General features: G+C 60.6%; 21 protein-coding genes. 10 read left to right on the top strand and 11 right to left on the bottom strand.

The features are described from left to right. Positions 1-138 precede the first annotated feature (138 nt). A complete protein-coding gene (locus tag C2L66_RS37585) occupies positions 139-813 on the top strand; it encodes a response regulator transcription factor (protein WP_060609167.1) in 675 nt (224 codons plus the stop codon). A 301-nt stretch (positions 814-1,114) separates the two neighbouring features. After that, complete coding sequence (locus C2L66_RS37580; RefSeq protein ID WP_060609164.1) at positions 1,115-1,642, top strand: GlcG/HbpS family heme-binding protein; 528 nt, start codon at positions 1,115-1,117, stop codon at positions 1,640-1,642. A gap of 55 nt (positions 1,643-1,697) precedes the next feature. Here the strand turns inward: C2L66_RS37580 and C2L66_RS37575 are convergent, their stop codons facing one another. Together C2L66_RS37575 and C2L66_RS37570 are read right to left on the bottom strand one after the other, a co-directional pair. Beyond that, the gene (locus C2L66_RS37575; protein ID WP_054931195.1) at positions 1,698-2,639 is read right to left on the bottom strand and encodes an AEC family transporter; all 942 of its coding nucleotides are present in this window, start codon (positions 2,637-2,639) and stop codon (positions 1,698-1,700) included. A 43-nt stretch (positions 2,640-2,682) separates the two neighbouring features. Further along, on the bottom strand, positions 2,683-3,789 hold the full coding sequence (locus C2L66_RS37570; RefSeq protein ID WP_060609161.1) for a mandelate racemase/muconate lactonizing enzyme family protein: 1,107 nt from the start codon (positions 3,787-3,789) through the stop codon (positions 2,683-2,685). A gap of 253 nt (positions 3,790-4,042) precedes the next feature. Here C2L66_RS37570 and C2L66_RS37565 point away from each other — a divergent pair, with 253 nt between their 5' ends. Next, positions 4,043-4,774, top strand: a complete 732-nt coding sequence (locus C2L66_RS37565) for a FadR/GntR family transcriptional regulator (protein ID WP_060609157.1) — start codon at positions 4,043-4,045, stop codon at positions 4,772-4,774. Between the two features lie 158 nt (positions 4,775-4,932). Beyond that, a complete protein-coding gene (locus C2L66_RS37560; RefSeq protein WP_060610595.1) occupies positions 4,933-5,565 on the top strand; it encodes a DsbA family protein in 633 nt (210 codons plus the stop codon). Between the two features lie 13 nt (positions 5,566-5,578). Here C2L66_RS37560 and C2L66_RS37555 read toward each other — a convergent pair whose 3' ends face one another. After that, positions 5,579-6,499, bottom strand: coding sequence for an AEC family transporter (locus C2L66_RS37555; protein ID WP_060609154.1), 921 nt, complete (start codon positions 6,497-6,499; stop codon positions 5,579-5,581). 241 nt (positions 6,500-6,740) lie between these two features. Between C2L66_RS37555 and gcvA the strand changes: the two genes are divergently transcribed. Together gcvA and C2L66_RS37545 are read left to right on the top strand one after the other, a co-directional pair. Continuing rightward, complete coding sequence (gene gcvA, locus C2L66_RS37550) at positions 6,741-7,649, top strand: transcriptional regulator GcvA (RefSeq protein ID WP_054931191.1); 909 nt, start codon at positions 6,741-6,743, stop codon at positions 7,647-7,649. Positions 7,650-7,675: 26 nt separating this feature from the next. Beyond that, on the top strand, positions 7,676-7,876 hold the full coding sequence (locus C2L66_RS37545; RefSeq protein ID WP_233445070.1) for a hypothetical protein: 201 nt from the start codon (positions 7,676-7,678) through the stop codon (positions 7,874-7,876). A gap of 23 nt (positions 7,877-7,899) precedes the next feature. Here the strand turns inward: C2L66_RS37545 and C2L66_RS37540 are convergent, their stop codons facing one another. After that, on the bottom strand, positions 7,900-9,201 hold the full coding sequence (locus tag C2L66_RS37540; RefSeq protein ID WP_054931189.1) for an aspartate aminotransferase family protein: 1,302 nt from the start codon (positions 9,199-9,201) through the stop codon (positions 7,900-7,902). Between the two features lie 104 nt (positions 9,202-9,305). On the opposite strand from C2L66_RS37540, the gene C2L66_RS37535 reads away from it, so the two are divergent. Beyond that, entirely contained in the window at positions 9,306-10,163 is an 858-nt protein-coding gene (locus C2L66_RS37535) for a LysR substrate-binding domain-containing protein (RefSeq protein ID WP_054931188.1), read from the top strand. Positions 10,164-10,181: 18 nt separating this feature from the next. Here C2L66_RS37535 and C2L66_RS37530 read toward each other — a convergent pair whose 3' ends face one another. Continuing rightward, entirely contained in the window at positions 10,182-11,048 is an 867-nt protein-coding gene (locus C2L66_RS37530) for a hypothetical protein (RefSeq protein WP_146174408.1), read from the bottom strand. 176 nt (positions 11,049-11,224) lie between these two features. Between C2L66_RS37530 and C2L66_RS37525 the strand changes: the two genes are divergently transcribed. From C2L66_RS37525 to C2L66_RS37515, 3 genes are all read left to right on the top strand, one after another. Then, positions 11,225-11,764, top strand: coding sequence for a helix-turn-helix transcriptional regulator (locus tag C2L66_RS37525; protein WP_060609149.1), 540 nt, complete (start codon positions 11,225-11,227; stop codon positions 11,762-11,764). After that, on the top strand, positions 11,761-12,171 hold the full coding sequence (locus C2L66_RS37520; RefSeq protein ID WP_054931184.1) for a VOC family protein: 411 nt from the start codon (positions 11,761-11,763) through the stop codon (positions 12,169-12,171). The genes C2L66_RS37525 and C2L66_RS37520 overlap by 4 nt, the downstream gene beginning before the upstream one ends. Before the next feature lie 382 nt (positions 12,172-12,553). After that, the gene (locus tag C2L66_RS37515) at positions 12,554-14,743 is read left to right on the top strand and encodes a TonB-dependent siderophore receptor (RefSeq protein WP_060609146.1); all 2,190 of its coding nucleotides are present in this window, start codon (positions 12,554-12,556) and stop codon (positions 14,741-14,743) included. Between the two features lie 604 nt (positions 14,744-15,347). On the opposite strand, the gene C2L66_RS37510 is transcribed toward C2L66_RS37515, so the two are convergent. The 6 genes from C2L66_RS37510 to C2L66_RS37485 form a co-directional block, all read right to left on the bottom strand. Continuing rightward, positions 15,348-16,391 carry an SDR family oxidoreductase gene (locus C2L66_RS37510; protein WP_060609143.1) on the bottom strand — a complete coding sequence of 348 codons (1,044 nt, stop codon included), beginning with the start codon at positions 16,389-16,391 and terminating at the stop codon, positions 15,348-15,350. 272 nt (positions 16,392-16,663) lie between these two features. After that, a complete protein-coding gene (locus tag C2L66_RS37505) occupies positions 16,664-17,635 on the bottom strand; it encodes an LLM class oxidoreductase (protein WP_060609140.1) in 972 nt (323 codons plus the stop codon). A 1,952-nt stretch (positions 17,636-19,587) separates the two neighbouring features. Next, positions 19,588-20,748: an MFS transporter gene (locus tag C2L66_RS37500; protein ID WP_060609137.1), complete on the bottom strand. Its 1,161-nt coding sequence runs from the start codon at positions 20,746-20,748 to the stop codon at positions 19,588-19,590. A 250-nt stretch (positions 20,749-20,998) separates the two neighbouring features. Then, on the bottom strand, positions 20,999-22,450 hold the full coding sequence (locus tag C2L66_RS37495; RefSeq protein ID WP_060609134.1) for an amidase: 1,452 nt from the start codon (positions 22,448-22,450) through the stop codon (positions 20,999-21,001). 17 nt (positions 22,451-22,467) lie between these two features. Further along, on the bottom strand, positions 22,468-23,580 hold the full coding sequence (locus C2L66_RS37490; protein WP_060609131.1) for a CobW family GTP-binding protein: 1,113 nt from the start codon (positions 23,578-23,580) through the stop codon (positions 22,468-22,470). Positions 23,581-23,668: 88 nt separating this feature from the next. Further along, the gene (locus C2L66_RS37485; protein WP_054931177.1) at positions 23,669-24,370 is read right to left on the bottom strand and encodes a cyclase family protein; all 702 of its coding nucleotides are present in this window, start codon (positions 24,368-24,370) and stop codon (positions 23,669-23,671) included. Positions 24,371-24,521 lie beyond the last annotated feature (151 nt).

Below are 24,521 nucleotides of genomic sequence, written 5' to 3'. Positions count from 1 at the left end.
TCCTTTACACAGCAACCCATGCGCGGCCTTGCTTTGCGCTCGTCGCGGTTTGGGACAACAATGTAGCGTGTCGCCGTATCTGCATCGGTCAATCCGCGGTCTGAGAAAGGATTCCTCAATCGTTAATAAGGAGGCGAAATGGTCTCAGGACCGAGTTCGGCTTCAATCACGAGAAATGGCGAAGGCAAGCCGTCAGTCGTGTATGTTATCGACGACGATGAATCGATCCGGTTTGTATTGAATGGGCTGGTGCGATCGGTAGGTCTGCATGTGGAGACATTCGAGTCACCCAAAGATTTTCTCGCGTTTCCGAAGTACGACGCACCCAGTTGCCTGATTCTCGACGTCCGGTTGCGAGGCGAGAGCGGTCTTGCGTTTCAGCAGGAGGCGCATCGCTGCGGCGTACGCATGCCGATCCTGTTCATCACGGCGCATGGCGACATCGAGATGACGGTCAAGGCGATGAAGGCGGGCGCGCTGGATTTCTTCGCCAAGCCATTCCGCGATCAGGACATGCTCGACGCGATCGCTCACGCGCTCAAGCGCGACGCCGAACGCCGCGAATCGGAACAGGCATTGGCGACGCTGCAGGAGTCGTATGAATCGCTGACGCAACGCGAGCGCGAGGTGATGAAGTTCGTGGTGGCCGGTATGTTGAACAAGCAGATTGCCTATGAACTGCATCTGAGCGAAATCACCGTGAAGATCCATCGTGGCCAGGTGATGAAAAAAATGGTGTCGCGCTCGCTTCCCGATCTCGTTCGGAAAGCGGAGGCGCTTGGCATCGATCAACGGCAGCCGAGTTCTAACTGATTCGCGTCGCACCTCGCGCCGCTCGCGCTCGTTGTGCCAACACCTATTTCCATCTGTTCAAAAGACAGTTTCATCTGTGTCGTCAAATTCGCGCCTGCAAATGCCGCAAACGGGGCAATAATTTGCACTCCGTTGAAATGAAGCCTGTATGGCATTTGAAGAGGTTGGAAAAGAATGAGACTGTCTCTATTCGCGAGAACCGGGGCGCCGCTTCGTAGCGGGCGCAGCCGATGTGCGCCCGCTTGTGCAACGATCGCCGGCCGCTTCCGTTGTATTCCTTTGATTCGTGCTGGAGGTTGATATGAAATTAACTTTATCGTTCGCGTTAGTGTGCGGCTTGTCGATCACGTGTATGCCGGTACATTCGCAACAGCCGCCTCAGCCTCAGCCCGGATATCACTACACATTGCCGACCAGTCTTGCCGTCGAGGCAGCCCAAGAGGCGATTCGCGTATGTGAAGCGAAGCAGTACTGGGTGACGGCCACGGTGGTCGATATGGACGGTGTGCCGCAAGTCGTCATACGCGGCGATCACGCAACGGTGCACACGGGTGAGTCGAGTTTCAGAAAAGCATTTACGGTCGTCACGCTGGGGCCCGAATTCGGCTTCGACCGTTCGAGCGGATTCTTCGAACTGGTCAAAACGAGTCCTTACGCGCCGCAACTCGCGACGGTTCACAACGTGATCGCGCTGCCGGGCGCAGTAGCGTTCAAGGCGGGCGGCGAGATGGTGGGTGCGCTGGGAATCGGCGGAGCGCCGGGCGGGGATAAGGATGAAGTGTGTGCGGCTGCGGGTGTCGCCAAAGTGGCGAACCGGCTGCCGCACTGATTGCCATTGCGCGTGACCTGATGAGATAGCGAAGCGGGTGCTTCGCTATCTGTCGTCATGCAGCGGCGAGGCCGCCATCAACAAGATAGATAGCCGCCGAAAACGTGACGATCGACAGCACCGTACTGATGAGAATCGACGTTGCGGCTTCGCTCTGATAGGCGCCCGCCTCGTTGGCGAACATGGCGGGAATGGTCGCGGACGGCAGCGCGCAAAGCAGGATCATCTGTTGCGCGTAGAGTCCGTGAACGCCGAGCAGGACCGTCGCCGCGAACATCAACAGTGGGTGAATCAACAGCTTGAGCCCGAGATTGGCCCAGACTTCACCGGACAGTTTCAGCTTGACCGACGACATGATCAGCCCAAGGCAAAGCAGCGAAACGCCTGGCGTAGCCTTGCCGAGCAGATTGAAGGCTTCGGCGAGCACGGGCGGAAACTTGATCTGCAACAGCGAGCAGACGATGCCAAGCGCCGGCGCCCACATCAACGGACGGCGCACCGCGCTCTTGATACTCGCCAGAAACGCCTGCGTGCCGCTTCCTTCTCCGCTCGCAACGGTCAGCAGCATGGTCGTCAACGGAATCATCACCAGGCTCGCGATCAGATTCAGAACGAGCACCGAATAGATGCTGCCGGGACCGAACATCGCCTGCAGGATTGGAATGCCCATGAATGCGGCATCCGGGTAGCCATTCACGAAACCTTTGAGCGTCGCCGCCTTCAGTTCGCGGTAGCGCCACCAGCCGAGCAGCAGCGCGACCGTGTACATCCCCATGATGCCGATGAACGTTGCAAGAATCAGTTTGAAGTCGAACAGCTGCGAGCGCGGCGTGCTCGCCATGCCGACCAGCAGCAGCGCCGGGAAAATCCAGCCGAGCACCAGCCTGCTGATGAGCAGACTGTCCGAATGATTCAGCCGTTTGCGCTTGCCGGCGATAAAGCCGAGCACGATCACGAACGCAACGGGTAAAAGCGGACCAACAATCCTGTCTAACATCTCCTGACTCCAAGTTTTGTTATGCGATGCCGTAGCGGTTCGTTCAAAGGTCGATGCGATAGTCGCGGATCACATCGGGGTTCGGCTCGATGCCGAGGCCGGGGCCTTGCGGCACGTCGATGCGGCCATTGCGCGGAATGATGGCGTCGCCATAGAGCTGCGCTTCCAGATCGAAGTAGCGCCATTCGATCAGCGACTTCGGGCCGCCCAGGGCCGCGCTGGCGTGCACGCTCGCGAGCAGGCCGGGGCCGTCGTAGAAGGTGTGAACCATCACGGTCACGTTGTGCGCATTCGCCAACGCAAAGACCTTTTGCAGTTCGGTGATGCCGCCCATCTTCGCGGGGCTGGGCTGGATGAAATCGACGGCACCGGCTTCGAGCAGATGCTGGAAGTCCATCAGCGTCGACGCGTTTTCGCCCGCCGCGACAGGAATGCCACCTTGCTTGCGCACCGTGGCGAGACCCGCGTAGTTTTCAGGCGGCCACACGGGCTCTTCGATCCAGCGCAGATTGAACGGGCGGAATTGCGCGGTCATGTCGAGCGCTTCGCGGACCGTCCACGGGCAATTGACGTCGAGCGTGATCTCGATGTCGGGGCCCGCCGCTTCGCGTGCGGCGCGCACGGTTTCGACCGTGACTTCATGAAGCTTCAGATGCCGGTAGCCGCTTTCCACCGCGCGCCGCACGTTGCGCGCGACCAGTTCCGGGTCGGCGTAACGGATCAGGCTCGCGTAGCACGCCAGCGACGTCGCCTCGGCGCCGCCCAGCAGTTGATGAACCGGCTGGTTTGCAACCTTGCCCGCGATGTCCCACAGCGCGATATCGATTGCCGACAGGCCATAGATAAACGCGCCGCTGCGGCCGAATACGTGGAATTTCTTCTGCAACTCGACCATCGACTTCTCGCGCAACGCGACGTCGCGGCCAATCAGCTCAGGCGCAAGCATCCCGTCGATGACGCGCTTCACGGCCGGAATCGCCGTGAAGCCGAAGGTTTCGCCCCAGCCGACCGTGCCGTCGTCCGTGGTGACCTTGACGACGAGGGAGTCGACCACTTGCAGGTCTTTGGGACCCCACACGCCGCCCGCCGACGGTCCGCCCGTCGTAAAGGGAATGCGCAGGGGAAGGGTTTCGATGCTGGCAATTTTCATCTGGACGTACCTCGATCGGGTTGCGGGGCGGGCCGGCGAAAGCCCGCCGTATGTTTTGCATGGTATGAGACATCCTGTTGTCCTTCAAGTGAACAAGTTGTTCCTTTTGTGCAAATCACTTGAGCGCGGCATGCAACATAGGGCGTGATGACAAGGCCGCGGGGTATTGACGGGTAAAGCTCCGCGCGCGGCCAGGGTCGGCGTTTGCGTCCAGATGTAGAATAAGAAGACAAGGAACAGCCCCTACACGACCATGAGCGAACTCAACGTGCGGCGCGTCGAACGGCGGCCCCATCTCGCGGAACACATCACACGCTCGCTGAGCGACGAGATCGCATTCGGGCGGCTAAAGCCCGGCGACCGTCTGCCTACCGAGCACTTTCTTTCCGAGAACTTCGGCGTCAGCCGCAACGTGGTTCGCGAGGCGATTGCGAGCCTGCGCGCGCAAGGCCTGATCGAGTCGCGCCAGGGAATCGGTGCATTCGTCGCGGCGGCGCGCCAGCCGTCCGAACCGCTGCAGCCGGTGAGTTCGCAACTGCTGGAAGGCGACGATACGATCCGCAACATGTTCGAAGTGCGGGCCGTGCTGGAGAGTCAGGCCGCCGCGCTCGCCGCCGTGCACATGACGCCGCGCAGGCTGAAGCCGATTCAGGCAGCCGTCGAACGGATGCGTTACGAAGGCGCGCCGACGTCTGACACCGTCAACGCGGATCTCGACTTCCATCGCGCGGTGGCGGCCGCGTCGGGCAACGACTACCTCGCCGCGATGATCCGCATCGTGCTCGAACCGATGCGCCCGCTGATCGCGGCCAACTTCGCGCGGCAAGGGCCGATGTTCGGCAAGATCCCCAATACGGCGCGCGCGGAGCACGAGACGCTGATTCAGGCGTTCATCGACAAGGATGCCGCTGCTGCGCGCGAACTCATGGGGCGGCATATCGTGAGCGCCGCATCGCGTTTCGGCTACGACATTGCGTTTTTCTGAGCCTGCGGACTTACACCGTGTAAAGAGTGATGTGAGTCGTACGCCGTTCATGTCTTCGCGCGTCGAACGTATAGTCGGCCCGTGCGTCGGCGATGCGTCGCCGACTGATACGCGCGGTCCGCCGGGCCGCGCCCGATCAGATGAGAATGGAACAGCGTATGAAACTGATATTTGTCGGCGACCCGATGTGCTCGTGGTGCTATGGCTTCGGCAAGGAAATGAGCGCGATTGCGCAAAGCATGCCGGATCTCGACGTGCAGGTGGTCGTGGGCGGCATGGCGGCGGGATCGACCCAGGTGCTCGACGACGCGGCGAAACAGTTCAGGCTCACGCATTGGGCGCGCGTCGAGCAGATGAGCGGCGCGGAGTTCAACCGCGAAGCGCTGATGGCGCGCAAGGACTTTGTCTACGATACGGAGCCGGTTTGCCGCGCTGTCGTGGCGGCGCGGATGGTGGCGCCCGGCGTCGATCTGCTGAAGGTGTTCCGTGCGTTTCAACGCGCGTTTTACGTCGACGGACTCGATACGACGGATGGCGACGTGCTCGCCGAAATCGGCGCGAAGGCGATCGCCGAGCAGGACATCGCCGTGACGGCCGATGCGTTCTTCGAAGTGTTCAGCTCGGACGAGGCAATCGATGCCGCGCAGCAGGAGTTCGCTCTGACGCGCCGCCTGGGCGTGCAAGGCTTTCCGTCGTTGTTCGTCGAGGTGGACGGGAAGATTGGCCGGCTCACCTCGGGCTATGCAACGGCCGGGCAGGTCACCCGCGCGCTCGAGTCACTGGCCGCATAGCAGCGGCGTCTATCTAAAGCACGTAGAGCCACGCCAGCAGCGTCACGATCGAAAACAGCGTCGTCGTCGAAATGGCGGCGCCTGTCGATGTCTTCTCGACGTCGTACTCGACCGCAAGCACGTAGGCGCTCTTGGCCGTCGGCACGGCGGCGCAGATCACTGCCGCGAGGGTCGTCGTTCTGTTCAGCCCGACCGCTACGCACAGGCCATACACGACGAGCGGCATCGCAATCAGCTTGAGTGCCGCGAGCAACGCGTAGCGGCCCGGATGGCCGCGCAGTTCGTCGATCGACAGGTCGAGGCCGATGGCGAACAGCGCGCAAGGCGTCAACGCTTCACCGAGGATGCCGAGGTAGGTGACGGCGGGCGCGGGCAGCGTGAGCCCGCTGACCGACCACAGCAAGCCGAGGATCGTCGCGAGAATCACCGGGTTCGTACCGATCTGCTTGGCGAGCGCGCTGCCGCGCATCTTGTGCGAACCGGTTTGCTGATCGACTTCGAGCAGCACGACGAGGGCGGGAAACATGATTGCGCCCACAAACACCGTCGCGACGGCTGCGGCGAGCACGCCGTGCTGACCTTGCAGCGCTCTGAGAATGGGCAGCGCGACGAAGCCCGTGTTGGTCATTGAAACGATTGCGCCGAGCATGGCGCTTTTGCCGAGGCTCGCGTGCAACACGGTGCGCGCGACGACGAGCGCGGCGGCGAAGCAGATCAGCGAGCCCGCGCCGAACGCGGCGAGGAAGCGCCACTCCAGCAGCGATTCGAGCGGCTCTTTGGCGACGGTCAGGAAGACGAGCGCCGGCATCGCGACGTAGTAGGCGAACTGCATCAGCGGCCCCGCGACCGTGTGTGGCAGATAGCCCGATATGCGGGCCACCCAGCCCGTCAGGATGATCGCGAAGATCGGCAATATCAGACTTGCGATGTGCATGATGGCGCTCCGCCTGCGTAGATGGGACGTCCGGATGCAGTTGTGTGTGCAAGATTTCGCGGGTGATGTGCCGGGCCGATCCTAACCTTTAGACCAAAGAGTAGCAACGCGGCGAACAGCACGAGCAGCATGACGCCTGCGGACATGGTTCGCTCCCCGTGATCTGACACGAGGATATCTATCTTGTGACGACCGGGCAAACGGGATAAATTGGCCATTCGCGCTAAATAAACTAACCCGAATGAAACGAGCCTTGCCTCCGCTCAATGCGTTGCGCGCTTTCGAGGCTGCCGGCCGGTTGGGCAGCTTCAAGGACGCCGCCGCGGAATTGCACGTCACGCATGGCGCGGTGAGCCAGCAGGTGCGTCTGCTCGAAGCGTGGCTCGGCGCGCCGCTGTTCGAGCGGCACAACCGGCGCGTCGAGCTTACACCGGCCGCGAAGGCCTACCTCGATGAGATTGGCCCGATGTTCGAGCAGCTCGCGCAGGCCACCGCGAGATATGGCGTAGCGGGACGGGTGCCGCGCACGCTGACCGTCAATGGCGTGGCGAGCTTCACGCTGCGTTGGCTGGTGCCGCGGCTCGCGCGCTTTCGTGACGCGCATCCGGAAATCGACGTGACGCTGGAAACGTCGAACGAACCGCTGGAAAACCTGAAAGGGACTTACGACGTGATCATCCGTGGCGGGCCGGATACGTTTTACGGCTACACGATGCGGCCGTTCCTTTCCGAGGAAAGGATTCCCGTCTGCAGTCCGGCGCTGCTCGAACGCATCCCCCTTCGGACGTTCGACGATCTGCGTCAGCACACGCTCCTGCACACGTCGAGTCTGCCGCGCCTCTGGCCGAACTGGCTGACGAAGGTCGAGATGCCCGCACTCGTCCCCGCCGCCAACCTCACGTTCGATCACTTCTATCTCGCGCTGCAGGCTGCCGTCGATGGCATCGGCATTGCAATGGGGCCGACCGCGCTGATCGCCGACGACCTCGCCGCGGGCCGGCTCGTCATCCCGTTCGATCATCCGCGTTTGCCGTCGCGCAGCTATTGCATGTATGTGCCGGACGCGAAGTCTGCGGATGAACTGGTCATCACGTTTTGTGCATGGCTCGAACGGGAAGGCCGCGATTCTTCGGCATTTTCGATGACGTGATCCAGATTTGCCGTATCAGGGAGATGATGAGCGGCAGCGCCGCCGACGCCGAAGAACAACGCACCGGGATTGAACAGGTGGATGCCGCGCTCGGCATGGTGGATTCGATCACGCAGCAGAACGCGGCGCTCGTCGAGCAGGCCAGCGCGGCCGCTCAACTGCTCGACGAACAGTCGCGCGACCTGACCCGGCAGGTCGCGGTGTTTCGGGTGGGCGGCGTGGTATGACGCGCGTTGCCCGCGCTGACGGACTACACCGAGCGCCGGATAGCTTCCCCGAGCAACTCCAGACCCAGATCGATTTCTTCCTCGCGCACTGTCAACGGCGGCGCGATCCGGAACACGCCGCCCATGCCGGGCAACTGCACGATGTTCATGCTGAGCCCCAGATTCATGCACTCGCGCGTGATCTTCGCGCCGAGTCCGTCGGCAGGTTCCTTGGTGCGGCGGTCCTTGACGATCTCCATGCCCAGCAGCAAGCCGCGCCCGCGCACGTCGCCGATGCATTCGAAGCGCTCCATCAGATCCAGCAGCCCACGCCTGAGCCGGTCCCCCATCACATTGGCCCGCGCCACCAGCCCTTCGCGCTGAACCACGTCGAGCACGCGCAGACCGACTGCGGCAGGCAGCGGATCGGAGACGTGCGTCGTGTAGAACAGGTAGCCGAGTTCGTGCGCGCGCTCTTCGATTTGCGCGGACGTCACGATGGCCGCGAGCGGCAAACCGGCGCCGAGCGTCTTCGACAGCGTGAGGATGTCGGGTGTCACGCCGTCGCGCTGGCAGGCGAACATCGTGCCCGTGCGGCCCACGCCCGTTTGCGCCTCGTCGAGAATCAGCAGCATGCCGCGCTCTTCGCATTTGCGCTTGAGCGCCGCCATGTAGCCTTCGGGAAGCTCGATGATGCCGCCCGAACTGAGGATCGGCTCGGCGATGAAGGCCGCGAGATTGCCGCTCGACTGACGATCGATGAGATCGAACGCATAGTCGAGTTCGGCGAGGTAATCGTAATGGCCGTCGCGCTCGAAACGCGGCCGGTACAGAAACGGCGCGGGGATGGCGAACGAGCCGACGGCAGCGGGACCGACGCCCTTGCGGCCCGCGCTATAGGTGGCGGACGCGGCGGCGCCCGTCATGCCGTGCCACGACTGCGCAAAGCCGACAATTTCGTATTTCCCGGTGACGAGCTTCGCCATCCGAATGGCCGCTTCGTTCGATTCCGCGCCCGTGCTGAGCAGCAGCGCGCGGTCGAGTCCGTCGGGCGTGATGTCGGCCAGCCGGGTGGCCAGATCGACGACCGGGCGCGAGAGCATGCCGCTGAACAGGTGGTCCAGTTTGCCGGCGTACTCGCTGATCACCGACACGATCTCGGGATGGCTGTGCCCCAACACCGCGCTCATCTGTCCCGACGTGAAATCCAGGATCGCGCGGCCGTCCGCGTCATAGACGAAGCTGCCCTGCGCGCGCTCGATGATCATCGGCTCGAACGTGCCGCCGTAGCGGATCAGGTGTTGCCGGGCGTTGTGCCAGAAGGCTGCGTCGTTATTGTTGGACACCGTGCTTCTCCTCGCCGATGGTGGGAATAGCTTGCAGTCTAGGCGGCTCTCTGGTTTTATAGAATCGAATAGTTTTAATGTGAGATAGAAGAGGATCTAATATCTTGAGTCTTGCTCTGGAGATCGATTTGTTGCGGTCGTTCGCCGTGATCGCCGAGGTACGGGCGTTCAGCCGCGCCGCCGGCCGGGTCGGCCGAACGCAGTCGGCGTTGAGCCAGCAGATGAAGCGGCTCGAAGAGATCGTCGATCAGCCGCTCTTTCAGCGTACCGGCCGGGGCGTGGTGCTGACGAATCCCGGCGAGCGTCTGCTGATTCACGCGCAACGTATCTTGCGGCTGCACGATGAAGCGATGGCCGATCTATCCGGCAAGGGGCTGTCGGGAACGATCCGCTTCGGTTGTCCGGACGACTACGCCGCCGTGTTCCTGCCGCCCTTGTTGCGGCAGTTTTCGAGCCAGCATCCGCAGGCGTTGGTCGAAGTCGTGTGCGGGCCGACGCCACGGCTGCTGGAGCGGCTTGAGAAACGCGCGGTGGATCTCGCGATGATTTCGTTGCCCGAAGGGGGCGCGCACGACGACATCATTCGACGCGAGCAACTTGTCTGGATTGGTTATCCGGGGCTGGACACGGCGGATTTCGAACCGTTGCCGCTGGCGCTTTCCGACCCGGACACGCTTGATCACATCGCGGCCCGCGAAGCGCTGCAACGCGCGGGCAGGTCCTACCGCATCGCGTATGCGAGCAGCAGTCTGGCGGGTCTCACCGCGCTGGTTCGCTCGGGGCAGGCGTTCGCCGTCATGACGCAGACGGCGGTGCCCGCCGATCTGAGCGTGCTCAATGCCGATGCCGGGCTTCCGGCGTTGCCTGCTATCGGTGTTTCGCTGAAGTTCGCGAGGGCGCGTCCGTCGCTGTTGACGGCAGCGTTTGCGGAGCACATCCGCCTGATGCTGCCGGTGCTGTGATGGGCGGCGCGCTGTCGTTCAACCGTCCGCCTGTTTCTTGTCATCCATTCGCTTGAGCGTAGTCGTGTACTGCTCATAACCGGGTTTTGGAGTCGCCTTTCCGTTTTCATCGAGGTTGACGGGATCGATTCCCGTCAGATGCGAAGCGACACGCGTATGTCCATTTTCTGTGACGTTGTAGAGCAGATGGCCGCTGTCTTCCACAGGTTCGCTATCGCCTTTCTTCATGTTGTAGAACCGATAAGGATGATTGGTCCGGTACGTCAGGTTCTCGACTGGCCCTTCCTTGACCGGCTTGCCGGGCTTGCTGGGCGGATTGTGGTCGGTGGCGACGAGCCGATGATCCACGCCGTCGATCTTGCCTGACGGCCACGTTTTGAAGTGGCCGGTTTCGTTTCGAAACTTCAATTCGTCGCGCAGTGTGTTTCTGTCCTCGCTGGAAAGCACCACCACGGTGCTGTTTGTCAGACGGGAGTTGCCGGTGAGCCGCTGCCTGGCGTTGGTCTTCGCTTCTTCGTCGCTCGCGGCGAGATGCCTCTTCTCGAAGTCTTCGCTGACGAAGTCGCTCAACGACGTGTGGCTCTCGAAATATCGGCCTGTCGGCGAGCTCGCGCGCGAATCCGATGTCGAGAAACTCGCGTGGCGAAACGATGCGGGACTGCCCACGTCCGACTCGTCGCCGGACGCTTCGGTATCGCCCGACGACGAACCCTCGGACGAGATCGAACTGCTGCTGCCTCTTCGTGCGAGCAACGGACTGAATTGCGACGGCGCAGCGGACCGTCGCGTTTGATTGTCGAGTGCCGCTTTATCGTCTTTCGTGCCGGTATGCGTGGCGGGCAGCGATGCCTGTTGTCCCGTTCCTGTCACTCGACTCTTAAACATGCCGACCTCTCTTTCCAAAGTAACAGCGACGTGCTGCCCTGGATCGGATAGTCGTCGATTCGAAGCGATGACAGGCGCGCCGACGCGAACGGCAGCGGCATGGCGCGAAGCAGGCGCCGCTTTGCGGGTGCTGGCGTTCGGCCTAAACTAGCCTCTCGCCGCCCGTTCCCGCCACCATGCCCGCTCGCAACGACCACGACCACGACGCGCACCCGCCGGCCGAAGCGGTCGATGACCCGTTGCGAGACCCAGCTCTGCTGCGCCGCCTGCTGCGCGCCAAAGACCGCATGGATGCAGCCTCGCACGAGGCCTGGCTCGTCGAGCGCCTTGCCGGGATCGGCGGTGTTTCCACGGCCCATTTCGCGCGCTGCTTCAAACGAGCCTTCGGCGTTCCGCCGCATCGATACCTGCTGACCCGGCGCATCGAGCAAGCGACGACACTGCTTCGCGACACCGGGCTCACCATCACGGAAATTGCCTTCGCCACCGGCTGGGAGAGCCTCGGCACGTTTGGCCGCACGTTTCGCGACGTGACGGGCCGAAGCCCCGGCGCGATGCGCGTCGAGGCGCGTGCCAACGGGCGCCAGCTTGCCCATGTGCCGGCGTGCATTCTGAAGGCCGCGCAGCGGCCGGACCTCACTACAGCAGTTTTGGAGAAGCGCCGACGCAAGGCGAAAGGTACATTTCGACCACCTATCGAGGAGATGTCGAAATGAACCAGGGAATCAACGTAGTGGGCCTGTATGTCGACGATCAGGACGAAGCGCTCGCGTTCTATGTCGACAAGCTCGGATTTCGCATCCATACGGACGTGCGCAACGGCGCGTATCGGTGGCTCACAGTGCAGCATCCGGAACAGCCTTCGTTCCAGCTCGGCCTGTTTACGCCCGGCCCGCCCGTGCATGACGAGGCCACGGCTCAAACGCTGCGCGCCATGATTGCGAAGGGCGCCATGCCGCCCCTTGTGCTTGCGGTGGCTGACTGCCGCGCGAGTTATGCGCAACTGAAGGCACGGGGCGTCGAGTTCATCCAGGAGCCGGTGGAGCGCTTCGGCAGCGTCGATGCCGGTTTCCGCGACCCCGCCGGCAACGGCTGGAAAATGATCCAGGCCCCCGCGACCTAGCGAGATCAAACGCGCCAGGCCGACACCCGACGCGGCGCGCTCACCACCACCCATTCTGCTACCGGCAACCTTCGCGCGGCGCTCGCTGCAGCGCCCCCGTCAGCGGCCGGCCGCTGTTTCGACGCGGCCGGCGGCGCCATCCCAATGATCGGCTGACATGTCGCCGCCTGTGGCAAAAAGGTGCGACCGCAACCATCGCCCGATGGGGGCGCTGTGGACCTTTCCGTCAGTTCGCATCGAGCAATGTCCGCAGGGAAATCGGATTTTTTAGCCGACGCGCATACCCAACAATTTTCCAACACAACTTTACAAATGCGAAACGGCAGGCCAAAATGCATCGCGAATAATAATCATTCGCATTTATGAGGCTGGCAAGAGGAAAATGAAAACGGGAAAGATCAATTCGACTGCACTGCGGCCCCTTACGATCGCCGTTCTGCTTGCGTTCGCGACCCATCACGCAGGGGCGCAGTCCACGGACACGCCGCCTGTGTCCAAAACGGCGGACAGCCAGGCAGAAGCCACGCTCCCGGCCGTCAGCGTGAGTGCACAGAGCGACCAGGACCAGCCGTATGGGCCGACGCACGGCTACGTCGCGGAATGGAACTCGAGCGCGACGAAGTCCGGCACGCCGATTCTGGAGACGCCGCAGTCCGTGTCGGTGATCACCCGCGATCAGATCGACCAGCAGAATGCGCAGACGCTGAACGCCGTCGTGCGTTACACCTCGGGCGTGACGCCGGAGACGCGCGGCGGCATCGCGACGCGCTACGACATGCTGAAAGTCCGCGGCTTCGACGCCGACACGTACTGGAACGGCCTGAAGCTGATCGGCAACAACTGGTACGCCGTGCCGCAGCTCGACCCGTACATGATGGAGCGCGTCGAAGTCGTGAAGGGGCCGGTCTCGGTGCTGTACGGCCAGGCGGCGGCGGGCGGCCTGCTGGATATGGAGAGCAAGATGCCGACCGTGCAGCCGCTGCACGAAGTCGGCGTCGAATTCGGCAACTATGGCCATGTGCAGGGTAAATTCGATCTCTCCGGCCCGATTGCCGGCGACGACCGCTATCTGTTTCGCGTGACGGGGATCGCGCGCAAGGAAGACGGCCAGGTCAACATGACGAAGAACGAGCGCATCGCGTTTGCGCCGACGTTCACGTGGCGCCCGGACAACGCGACGTCGTTGACACTGTTCGGCCTCTATCAGCACGATCCGCGCAGCACGTCGTACGGCAGCGTGCCGCCGCAAGGCACGGTGCTGTTCAACCCGAACGGCAAGCTGCCGGGCAACTTCTACGACGGCGACCCGAACTTCGAGAGTTTCAATCGCGTGCAGGAGTCGATCGGCTACAAGTTCGACCGGCGTCTGACGGACAAGTGGTCGTTCCGCTCGAACGCCCGCTTCCTGCATCTCGCGCAGGACTACAAGAGCGTATATGGCTCCGCGCTCGAAGACGATCTGCGCACGCTCGACCGCGGGACGGCGGCATCGCTGGATAATCTGAACACCTTCGCGATCGACAACCAGGTGGAAGGCAATTTCTCCACGGGGCCGATCGACCATACGCTGCTGGTCGGTTTCGATTACCAGCACTACGCGAGCAACTTCGACGCCGGCTTCGGCACGGCGCCGTCGATCGACCTGTTCGCGCCCACGTATTACCAGACGATCACGCCGCCCGACCGCTACCATCAGATCCTGAGCGGCACGCAGTACGGCGTGTACGCACAGGATCAGGCGCGTCTGGGCAACGTCATCCTCACGCTGGGCGGACGCGAGGACTGGGCCAGCAGCGACACGCGCAACACGACCTACGATACCGCGTCACACCAGTTCGATCGCGCGTTCACGGGCCGCGCCGGCCTGACGTATGTGTTCAACAACGGCATCGCGCCGTATGTCAGCTACACGCAGTCGTTCACGCCGCAGGCGGGCACCGACATCAACGGCAAGGCGTTCGATCCCGAGCGCGGCCATCAGTATGAAGTCGGCGTGAAGTTCCAGCCGAAGGGCTACAACGCGATGTTCACGGCAGCGCTATTCAGCCTGACGCGCTCGAATCTGCTGACGACGGACGCGGCGAACCCGAACTTCCAGTCGCAAGCGGGCGAGGCGCGCTCGCGCGGCGTCGAACTCGAAGGGAAGGTCAGCCTGACCAACTCGTTGGACGTCACGGCGAGCTACACATACCTGAACACCGTCTACACGAAGGACAACAGCGGGCTCGAAGGCAAGCATCTGGCTGCCATCCCGCAGAATCAGGCCTCGTTGTGGGCGTACTACACGATCGACCGGGGTCCGCTTGCCGGTCTGTCGCTGGGTGCGGGCGGCCGCTACACGGGCACGACCTACAGCAGCGACAACAGTTTCAAGGTGCAGAGCTTCTTCCTCGTCGACGCCACGGCGCGCTACGATCTGGGCCGTGCTGCTTCGCAATTGAAGGGTGCCGAAATCTACGTGAACGCGCAGAACCTGTTCAACAAGGAATATGTCGCGTCGTGCTACTACGGAAGCTGGTGCGCGTTCGGTTATGGACGCCAGGTTTTTGCGGGCATGAATTACCACTGGTAAGTATGCGTCGAACCCGCTCGCGAAGCAGTGGCGCACGCCGCCGTTCCGCGAGCGAAAAGAGCGCGAAGAGGGAGAAGCCGCTTACTGAAAGCCCGCCACGTCGTGCGGCACATAGGACGTCCGTCAAGCAGTTCCTGGACTCATAATCGTAGGTGCTTTGCAGATGGTCGGTCCAACCGGACTCCCAACGTTGCTGCGCCAGCACGGGGTCACGATGATTCTCCAGCCGTGGTGACAAACCGGCCGGACACGCAAACCATGCGCGGACAGTTCGCGCGGCTGAAAACGCGCTACCCGGGCGAGATGAGGCGTTGCGGGAAGCGGTTCCGTCGGGGAATCATGCGTCGGTCCACGAGGCCGCCAGACACGAGGACGTGTGGCCGCGAGGTGCAGGCGTTTCCCAGTTGGGCCGAGGACGTTCTATTGTCAATGACGCCGCCTGCTGTTCCCTGCGCGTATGGAAGAGTTGACCGGTACGGTAAGGCAGAATGCCCTGTCGGAACACAAGCTCGCGCTCCTCGCCATCGAGTGCCCGCCAGACGCGGATGCGTCGCCAGTTTCGGTCGTCGGATTTTTCTATGACGGCCTTCGCACGGCAGAACCTTCAGGGAATATAACGTTGCTCCCTGAGATCGGTCAGCATCTCGATATACATTTCCTCTGAATCGATGCAATCATGAAAGCCATGTTTGCGCGCCTTTATCGTGCTAGAGATGTTGTCAAAGGTCGTTTTGAAAATCATGTCGCCAAATTTCCACGACACGATTTGGTCGTACTGGTAGTCTCGAAGGTTGTGCTTCTCGACCAGCCTGTTCCAAAGTTCTGCCTTGTCGGGCATCATCTGCTGTAACAGCATCGGGAACGGCTCACCGACCGACACCTCGAAAAACTCCGCCAGACGCGGCCAGACGCGAGACCATCTGAAGTAATCACCATTCGTGATGTTGTAAATCTCGCCTCGGCATGCATCGGTCTCGCCTGCCCAATCGACGGCGCTCGCGAGAATTCGAGTATCCGTAATCTGATAGAGCGCGTCGTAAGCGGCACGCGAGCCGGGAAAAGACATTGGAACGCCCAGGGCCTTCGCTAACGTTCCATAGACAGCAATCACCATCAGCAGATTCATGGGATTGCCCACGGCGATTCCTGCAACACCCTCGGGACGAAATGCAGTCCAGGACCATGATTTGCCGACTGAACGTTCCCGAAGAAAATCCTCCTGGTCGTAATAGAAGTTCGGTGGCATATGGCGCGGGTCGCTCTCCTTCGCGGGCGACGGAAACGGGCCAATATGCACGCCGTATGCCTTGCCTCCCTGCATAAGGGTGACGTGCTGCAGGTTCGGAGCGTGCTTCTCCATGACCTCAACCATGTTCTTCAACATCCGCAGATTCACCTCGACCAGTTCCGCAGGCGTCGGCTTCTCCTGGTAGGCTGCGAACACGAGATGCGTCGCTTCGGGTACTTGTGCAAGTAGCGCCTCGCACGACTCTCTGTCCAGCAAGTCGACCGCCAAATGCCTGGCACGCGTCGGGAAATCAGGTGCGCGTCGGGAAACGGCTACCAGATCGACGCCCTTGGTTTCATAGTGCACAAGTACTCCGCGTCCGATAACGCCGACCGCGCCGGCTACGACTACCGTTTTCATGTTCGTCCGCTCTCCAGAGATTCGTGACGAGAATATTCAGCCAATCGCGACTTCGGCATCTGCTACTCGGCGGTGCCCGCTTCACCCTGCATACCGCCCCTTTCCAGGACCCCATGCGCAGCCGGGAGTCGCGCCGCGCGAGAGTATCGAGGCTCGCACCCCGGCCTCCCTTGGTTAGGTTTTGGCCACCTTGAGCGTGCAGTGCCGATGCGCCGCGCGTGGACGTGACCGGATAGAAAGCGCCCGTCGTCGCTTTCCAGCACGATGCCGGCTCACGTTGACATGACGAAGTCAGGCAGAACGAACTCACCAAGCTCCTCGATGACCTCCCCTGCGGGGCGTTGACCTAATTTCAGATTGACGATCACATGGTTAACGCCGACCTCCTCCTGCAAGCTGTGCAGCAGCGCGATCAGGTGATATCGCCCCAGTTGATAGCCGAGGTGGATCGGCCGCGGTGGTGTCTGCGGGTTATCTGTCAGGTCGATGTATAGAGACTGGGTGAAGGGTTTGAACTGTTCACCGCATTCGGCACGAACCGCCGTGCGCCAGCGCTCGACAATCATCTGCTGAGCGTTCGGTACACGCGGATAGGTGATCCAGCCATGGCTGCTGCGGGCGATCCACTCCAACGTCTGGCGGCTATGGCCGGTGACGAAGAAAGGAATCTCCGCCGTGGTTGGCTTGGGAATCAGATCTGCACCCTCAAGCCTGCCGCCGGACCAGGTCAAAGGCACGAAACTGGTGAGCTGAACCGCGCGAAATACCTCGAGGTATTCGCGGAACAGGCTACCGCGTTGCTCCGGGTCGACACCGAATGCTGGGAACTCTACTGGACGGTCACCGGAAGCCACGCCGAGTAGCAGGCGGCCACCACTGAGCTGATCGACACTGGTCGCCGCTTTGGCGGTGTGTAGGGGATTGCGGATTGGCAGGATGACCGACGCAGTACCCAGCGCGATCGAGCGAGTGTGTGCCGCCATAAAACCCAGGTAGACCCAGGTATCGAAGACCTGGCCCGAATCACCGAAGCTGGGGTCGCGTAATGGCACGTCGCGAAACCAGAGGGCAGAGAAACCCAGCTTTTCGGCACGTTGGGCCAGGCTCACCTGGTCGAGCATACTCGGCGTATCGCCCGTGAAGGCTTCGAGCGGAAAGAAAAGACCCAGGCTCAGGCGGCCTTGGCGGTAGGTGCGCTGAAAGCCTGATTGTTGCTGATAGGGAATGGAACTCGGAGTAAACATGCTCTGGCCTACATATTTCAAAATATAGATTCTTGAGGGGCCGAAAAAACGCCTGTGAGCAAGTATCTAATTAGCGCTTTCAAAGCCACCTGGAACGCACAGCCCGACGGCTAGCAGCAGGGCGGACTCCAAGGTTTCCCTGCACTATGTTGTCGGCGTCGTGTTTGACCAACGCCAGCGCGTGTTTGCGATCAAAAGCGAGCACCAGCACTTTCCCGTGCGGGCAGTAGCGCCGCGTACTGGAGAAGGTTGTGATGCAAATAGATGATTTCGGCAATAAGCGAAATAGATAAGGATACCGTATTGAACAGTCAGCGCCGCATTCCAGCCGGTAGGGATTGGTGGCATCTTTGAGGTACAAGCGGTCATGCGAAGTTGCCCCTTGCGAATACGATGCATCGACTCAACGCCGTTCCTGCGGTGGCCCCGTTCCTGAAACGGTCGAAGCCAAGCATCGACGCGCCATGACCGTCCCGCAGGCATTGCGAAATCATTTCAACCCCAGGTCTAAGTGTAGGCTGGAGGGGGGCGGCGTTTCTTTCCAGTTCCTGCCAAAACATGTCGAAATTTTGCTTCGTCGCGCAATTACTGGATCGGTATTTCGACATAACTGCGCACGCACCGGGAAGAAATGACAGCGGGCACACTGTACTGTCGACGGATGTGTGCGGGCACACGGCGCGGCTGGCGTAGAGACGTTGGTGACCGGTTCAATAGCAGTGCTGAGAACCAACGAGTGAGTCATCTGGATTGTTTCGCGCTGAAAGACCAGCAGAGCGACGCGCTCTTTGGTGCAACGGGGCTACAAACCCCCTTCGTTGGTAGTCGGGACGCTGCAAGGCGATCGGTCAAATTTCCTGGCTGTGACACGCTTAGAACGATGATCAGATAGCGAAGTTGGAGCGTAGCGCAACTAGCTGCGGCCAACTTGATCTAGCCGCCAAAGGCCTTCTCCACATTATCCGGAGAGCTGAATCAATTATTCGCTAACCCTGTGTCATTTCCTGCGCTATAACATACTTGCAGAGGCGATCACTACATGCCGATGGAGATTCAACGTAGATTAAGGCGCAAACATAAAGTTACGACCGATGGCCGCGTCCTCTGCCGGGCCGTTTGTCATGGCGGGGGGCGCATTCGCAAGAGACGCCTCAAGCGCCTCGACGCGCCTCACAGCAAAGCGCGGCAGCTCAAGCTAAGTGATGCTACGTTTTTTTGGGTGGGGTTAAAGCGTGAACCAAGTCGGAAAAGCAGCGGATGTCCCTCTTGAGCGGGAACGAAATTCTTGGTCCGGCTTACCGTATGCGGTGCCATTCTTTCGGGGTCTGGAAAATCCTGACAGCGGATGTGCCTCGACACGCGACAGGCTCGCCCGACTTCAAGAGCAAGCGGAAATGGCGTCATAGCGAGCGCTTGTTCCCTCGGGAAGCTCGAGTTCGAAATAGTTGCTGGCGATAGACGCGGGGTATGAAGTAGATCTTGGCTGCGCTCAAGGGCCAATCTCTTTTCGCGTCGATCAGGCTTTCTCGGCGCGGCTCACTTGAAGCGACGGTTCAGTCGTCCGTTCTCTCGTGGGGACTTGTTCCCCAGCTAAACCGGTGTCGCTGACGCGACCCGTTGACTACGAAGAGGTGATGAAATGAGAGTGCAACCGTCCGCAGTCGTTGCGATATTTCTGCTCGCGGCGGCTGGTGCTGCCGACGCTCAAGGAATGCAGCCGTCGGGCACTGTTGACCAGTCATCCGGGCAGCAGCCGACGAATGCAACCCAGTCGGCGAGACCGAAGGACCGCGACAATATCTGGGACTACGGCGCCCAGCCCGGCGGACGGAATGGTTATGGCAAAACCCGGGGAGGTCAACCGTGCGTGATCGGACTGTCGTGCGATATTTATCAGGGAAGCTAAGCTAGCTTCGCTAGGGGTAGGTTATTTCCTCGACAGGGATTCCGCATCACTGCGCCTTCTCCACCCGCCGCAGCAGCACGAGCGATATCAGCACGATGACGATCGTGATCACGGCAAACATGATCGTCGCGCGCGCGATGCCGAGGCTCTGCACCGCGACGCCGATGCCGATCACCGGTAGGGATATCGCCACGTAGAGCACCACGAAAAAGGCCGATGTCACTTCGGCCTTGCGCTCGGCCGGGCTGCGAATCGACAACTCACTCAATGACGCCCGGAAGCTGATTCCTTGCCCGATTCCACACAGCATTGTTCCGATCACGAACGCAGTGGTCGAGCGCAGCCACGCGCACACGCCTAGACACACCAAACCGACCACGAGCGCCGCGCAACCGACACGCGGGCGCCATTTCCTCGCGATGCGCTTCTCGACCGCCTGCCCGATCGCCGAGCAGAGGAAGATCAGAAACACAGCGAGCCCGATCAGCAAGCTGCTGCCGTAGCCGAGCACATTGCGCATCACTTGCGGCGACACAGCGGTGAAGAAGCCGACGACGACGAATCCCGCAAAACCCGACAAGGCCGCGGGCACGAACGCGGCACGCACCTCACGCGGCAGCGCGAGGCGCTGCATCCGCAGCTTCGGATGCTCGGCAACGCGCACGGTCTCCGGCGCGCTGCGCAGCAACAGCACGGCGATTAACAACAAGGCGATGTGCACGACGTAGGAAAGATGCATCGGCCAAGGCGCGAATTCGACGAGCGCGCCGCTCAGCACGGGTCCGAGGCCGAGTCCCAACATGTTCGATGACGTCGCAGCGAGCATCGCTTTCGCACGCGATTGGGGCGGACTGGATTCAATGACTGCAACAGTCGCCGTGCCGGTAAAGATACCCGCCGAGATGCCTGAGATGAGGCGTCCGAGCAGGAGCATGGCGAGGCAGTCGGCAAAAAGAAACGTCAAGGCGGAGACAGCGGATGCCGCGAGACCCATCATCAGCATGCGCTTGCGACCGAGCTGATCGGACCAGTTTCCCATCGTCAGCAACGCGCCGAGCACGCCGACCGCATAAGACGCGAAGATCACCGTGATGGTCGCCGGACTAAAGCCGAAGGCCGTCTGGTAATCATGGTAGATCGCCGTGGGCAGCGTCGTGCCCGCCATGTTGATCATGAACACCAGCGCAACTGCGAGATAAGCCTGCATGCGAAGTCGACACGAATTAGAGAAAGATGTACATCTATCAGCACACTATGTGCACGGATTTTCGCATGCTGCCGGATCATTCGTCGCGCTTAGGTGCTGGATCGGCGACGGCCAGCAGGCGCTCGTATCGGCAATCAGGTCTTGGTCCAAAGAAGTTGCGGAGTTCGTTATCGGACTCATGTCATCAGGCGTCGTCGATCTTGATCGCCTCGGGCCCAAGAGCTGCACGACAAGCCGATCCGAGCGCTATCTACTCTAAGTGACGGACACGATCCTGTTCTTGCATATTTCCAGTCCGTTCCCCGTTTAAGGGTGGTGCTTTGTGAAGCCAGGGTCGAGCAACCTCGAACGCAGCGGCCGCGCGGAAAATGTCAGTCTCGCAGCCGGTTTTGGCGACCATTTGCAGGCCTACGGGGAGTCCGCTGGTTGTAAAGCCGACTGGGATCGACGCGGCGGGCTGACCGGTCAGGTTGAACGGGTAGGTATAGTACTGCCAGGTGCAAAGGTTTCTTCCCTGCGCTTGCCCGGGAATCTCGATGCCAATATCACATGCCGGTATTGGAACAGTAGGCGACAGCAGAAGGTCGAAAGGTTCAAATATGGTCCGCACCCTCTCGCGGAATTGGTAGCGTTCGAAAACACCACCGTAATACTGCAACAGGCTTTGCTCGAGGGCATTGTCTAGTACTCCGGCTACCGCCCGGTCCAGTAGTTCCCGGGACTCAAGAAGTACGTGTCTCAAACTGGTACCGACTCCAGCATAGAACTCAGCCGTCCATATGTCGGCCGGGTCATCTCCAATTCCATTCTCTAGAACGACGACTTCACAACCCATATCCTCGAACGTGCGGAGTGCAGTTTCGGCGATCTTCACGACCTCGGAGTCCGCCCTTGCGTATCCAAGAGTTGGACTCCACGCGATGCGCATGCCTTCGACGCCGTGTTCGCACGCGCCCAGGAAATCTGGAACGGGGCCTTGCTGCGAGAACGGATCGCGTCGGTCTCCACCGGCAATGACCGACAGCAATAATGCTGCGTCCCGAACGCTCCTTGCAAGGGGGCCGACATGACCTAGTGTAGGTGTTGCTGACACAGGAAACACGGGTACACGCGCAAATTGAGGCTTAATTCCGAAAACTCCGCAAAATGAGGCCGGGGCGCGAATTGAGCCGCCGCCGTCCGTGCCCAGGGCAAACGGAGTGACGCCGGCCGCGACGCTCGCTGCGGCGCCACAACTGGAGCCTCCGGGAGTCTTGGACAGATCCCATGGGTTTCGGGTAACGCCCGTGAGCGGCGAGTCCCCAACGGCTTTGCACCCGAACTCGCTGGTTGTTGTCTTGCCGACGATGCAGGCTCCAGCAGCTTTAATCCGCTCAACTGAAGGGGCGTCGCCGGCGGCGAGGTTGTCCGCCATTACCCTTGAACCAAAGGTTTGGCGAACGCCGCCGACAGCGATGAGATCTTTGACCGAGACGGGAAGCCCGTGCAGTGGCCCGAGTGACTCGCCTCTCATGACGGCCTGCTCAGCGCGTCGAGCGCTTTCGAAGGCAAGTTCCGGAGTCAACGTTGTGAAGCAGTTTAACTTCGGCTCAAGCGCGTCGATGCGCTCGTAGACGTCCTTCAATAACTCGACAGGCGAGATCTGTTTCCTCGCAATTGAATCGCGCATTTCGAGCGCGGTAGTGAAATCGGATGAGTACATTGTCAAAGATCTTCTTCTTAGATCATGATCACGCCGTCTTTTACGACGTCGCATTCATTCGCGATGCAGGATCTGAAACCTGCAATGATCCGCTCCCGTTCGAGGCGCTTTCCAATTACGACGAGGCGAGTCTCTGATAGGCCTCGAGGCCACGCCTCCGCGTAGGTAAGGGGGCTGAAGACGGTCTGAACGCCCTGTACGATGACGGGACGGTCCGCTCCAGAGAACTTGATCAATCCTTTGACGCGATAAAGATTCGTACCGTAGCTCTGCGTCAGCTCCGTCAAAAATGCGAGAAATTTTTCATAATCAACTGCATCAGGCTCACGAAAACTTACAGACGACACGTCAGCATGAGGATGTAGCCGATCATGGTGGTCGTGACGTTCTCCAGAAGCGCACAAGGTACAGGACGCGTTCTCGGACCCGCTTGCCGATTCACTCTCCATGCCGATCCAGCTTGCGACTGCTTCTTCCCGTGTGCTTGGATCAAATAAACCGAGGTCCAGCAAGTCGGTGGCAGCCACGTCGCTGAAACTGGTGGTAGTCTTCGCTGCAATCGGATTCAGTGCTTGTACCAGTGAGATTGCCGAGTGATATTGCTCGTCATCGACCAAATCGCGCTTGTTGAATATGATCTTGTCTGCAAGTGCAATCTGCCGCTCTGCCTCCGGCGCGTTCTCCAACTGATCTTTCACGTGTCTCAGGTCGACCAGCGTGACGATAGCGTCCAGGCGGTAGGTAAGGCTCAGTGACATATCGCTGTAGAAAGCTTGCGCAAGCGGGAGAGGATTTGCGATCCCTGTGGTCTCTATAAGCACACGATCAAACTCGATCCTGGGCTCTGAAAGTCCCGCTTTTCGCATATATAGCTTGTACAGCGACTCGATGAGGTCATCCTTGCTGGAACAACAGATGCATCCGTTACTCAGTTCCAACATGTCTTCCGAGGCCCTGTTGATCAGATCGCCGTCGATACCGACTTCCCCAAACTCGTTCACGATGACCGCGATTTTTCCCGAGTCGGGGTTCGACAGAATGTGGTTCACCAAGGTTGATTTGCCTGCGCCGAGAAAACCTGTAAGAAGAGTGATGGGGATGCGTTGATCGTTGTCAGCGGAGGCGTTCATGGTATTGCCCTGCACGATTGCGTGGTTGTGCGGCAGGAACCCGTATCAGATTCCCTTTTGCTTGCTCAGTACACCGGTTTGACAAGGATCAGTCGTTGAGGACGGCCCAGGCGCGGACAGGCGAGCCGCTTCCGTTTTGGATCTTGAGCGGCGGCCCGTAAAACATGAACTCACCTTTACCGACCAGTTCCTCGAGATTGACCAGCCACTCGTAATGAGTAATCCCCCGGTCGCGACAGACGCGATGGCTCGGAAACAGGTTATGCGAAGGTTTGTCCGTGGACGGTCCCTCTACTCCGTGCAGCTTGGAGCCGCGATCCGCAAGCCAATGGGTTGCTTCAGCAGTCAGACCTGGGTTACTCCACACGACCTTCAGATCTGGATAGTGTCGCTTATGGAGACCGGTATTCATCAGCACAATGTGGCCGTCGATCTTCACGCCTGCCTTCTCTTCACCTTCCTCAAGATCTCTGACGTCGATGTCACCCAGGTCAGGGATGTGCGTCATGTCCAGGCAGACCGCTTTGCCCATGAACATCGACAGCGGCATCTCGTCGACTGGCTGGCCTTTCGGGTTCGTGTGATAAAAGGCGTCAACGTGCGTTGCGATGTGATCCAAGGTGCTGATGAAGGTGGTCGCGAAAGTCATCGGGTCCTCTGGCACGCCCAAGCCCAATGAGAGTGACTTTTCGTGAGTAAGGTGAGGCGCAATGATGGGCCGCTGAAACAGCTTGTGTGCGGGCATGTTGTCCGCCAGGGTCAATGTCAGATCGACGATTCGTTGCGGCATGGTGAGTCTCCCTAATGTCTCTTTCCAGAAGTGAAGCGGGGTGGTGGGCGCATGCGCTGCGCACCTTCTGTGCCGCAGGTCCGCAATACGGACAACGATTGAAGATGCCAACCGTTTCAGCGACCATCGGTCATGGGTCAGCGCTCTGGAA

This window comes from Paraburkholderia caribensis (assembly GCF_002902945.1).
GTDB classification, from domain to species: Bacteria; Pseudomonadota; Gammaproteobacteria; order Burkholderiales; family Burkholderiaceae; genus Paraburkholderia; species Paraburkholderia caribensis.
This window is presented reverse-complemented; position numbering and strand designations above follow the sequence as displayed.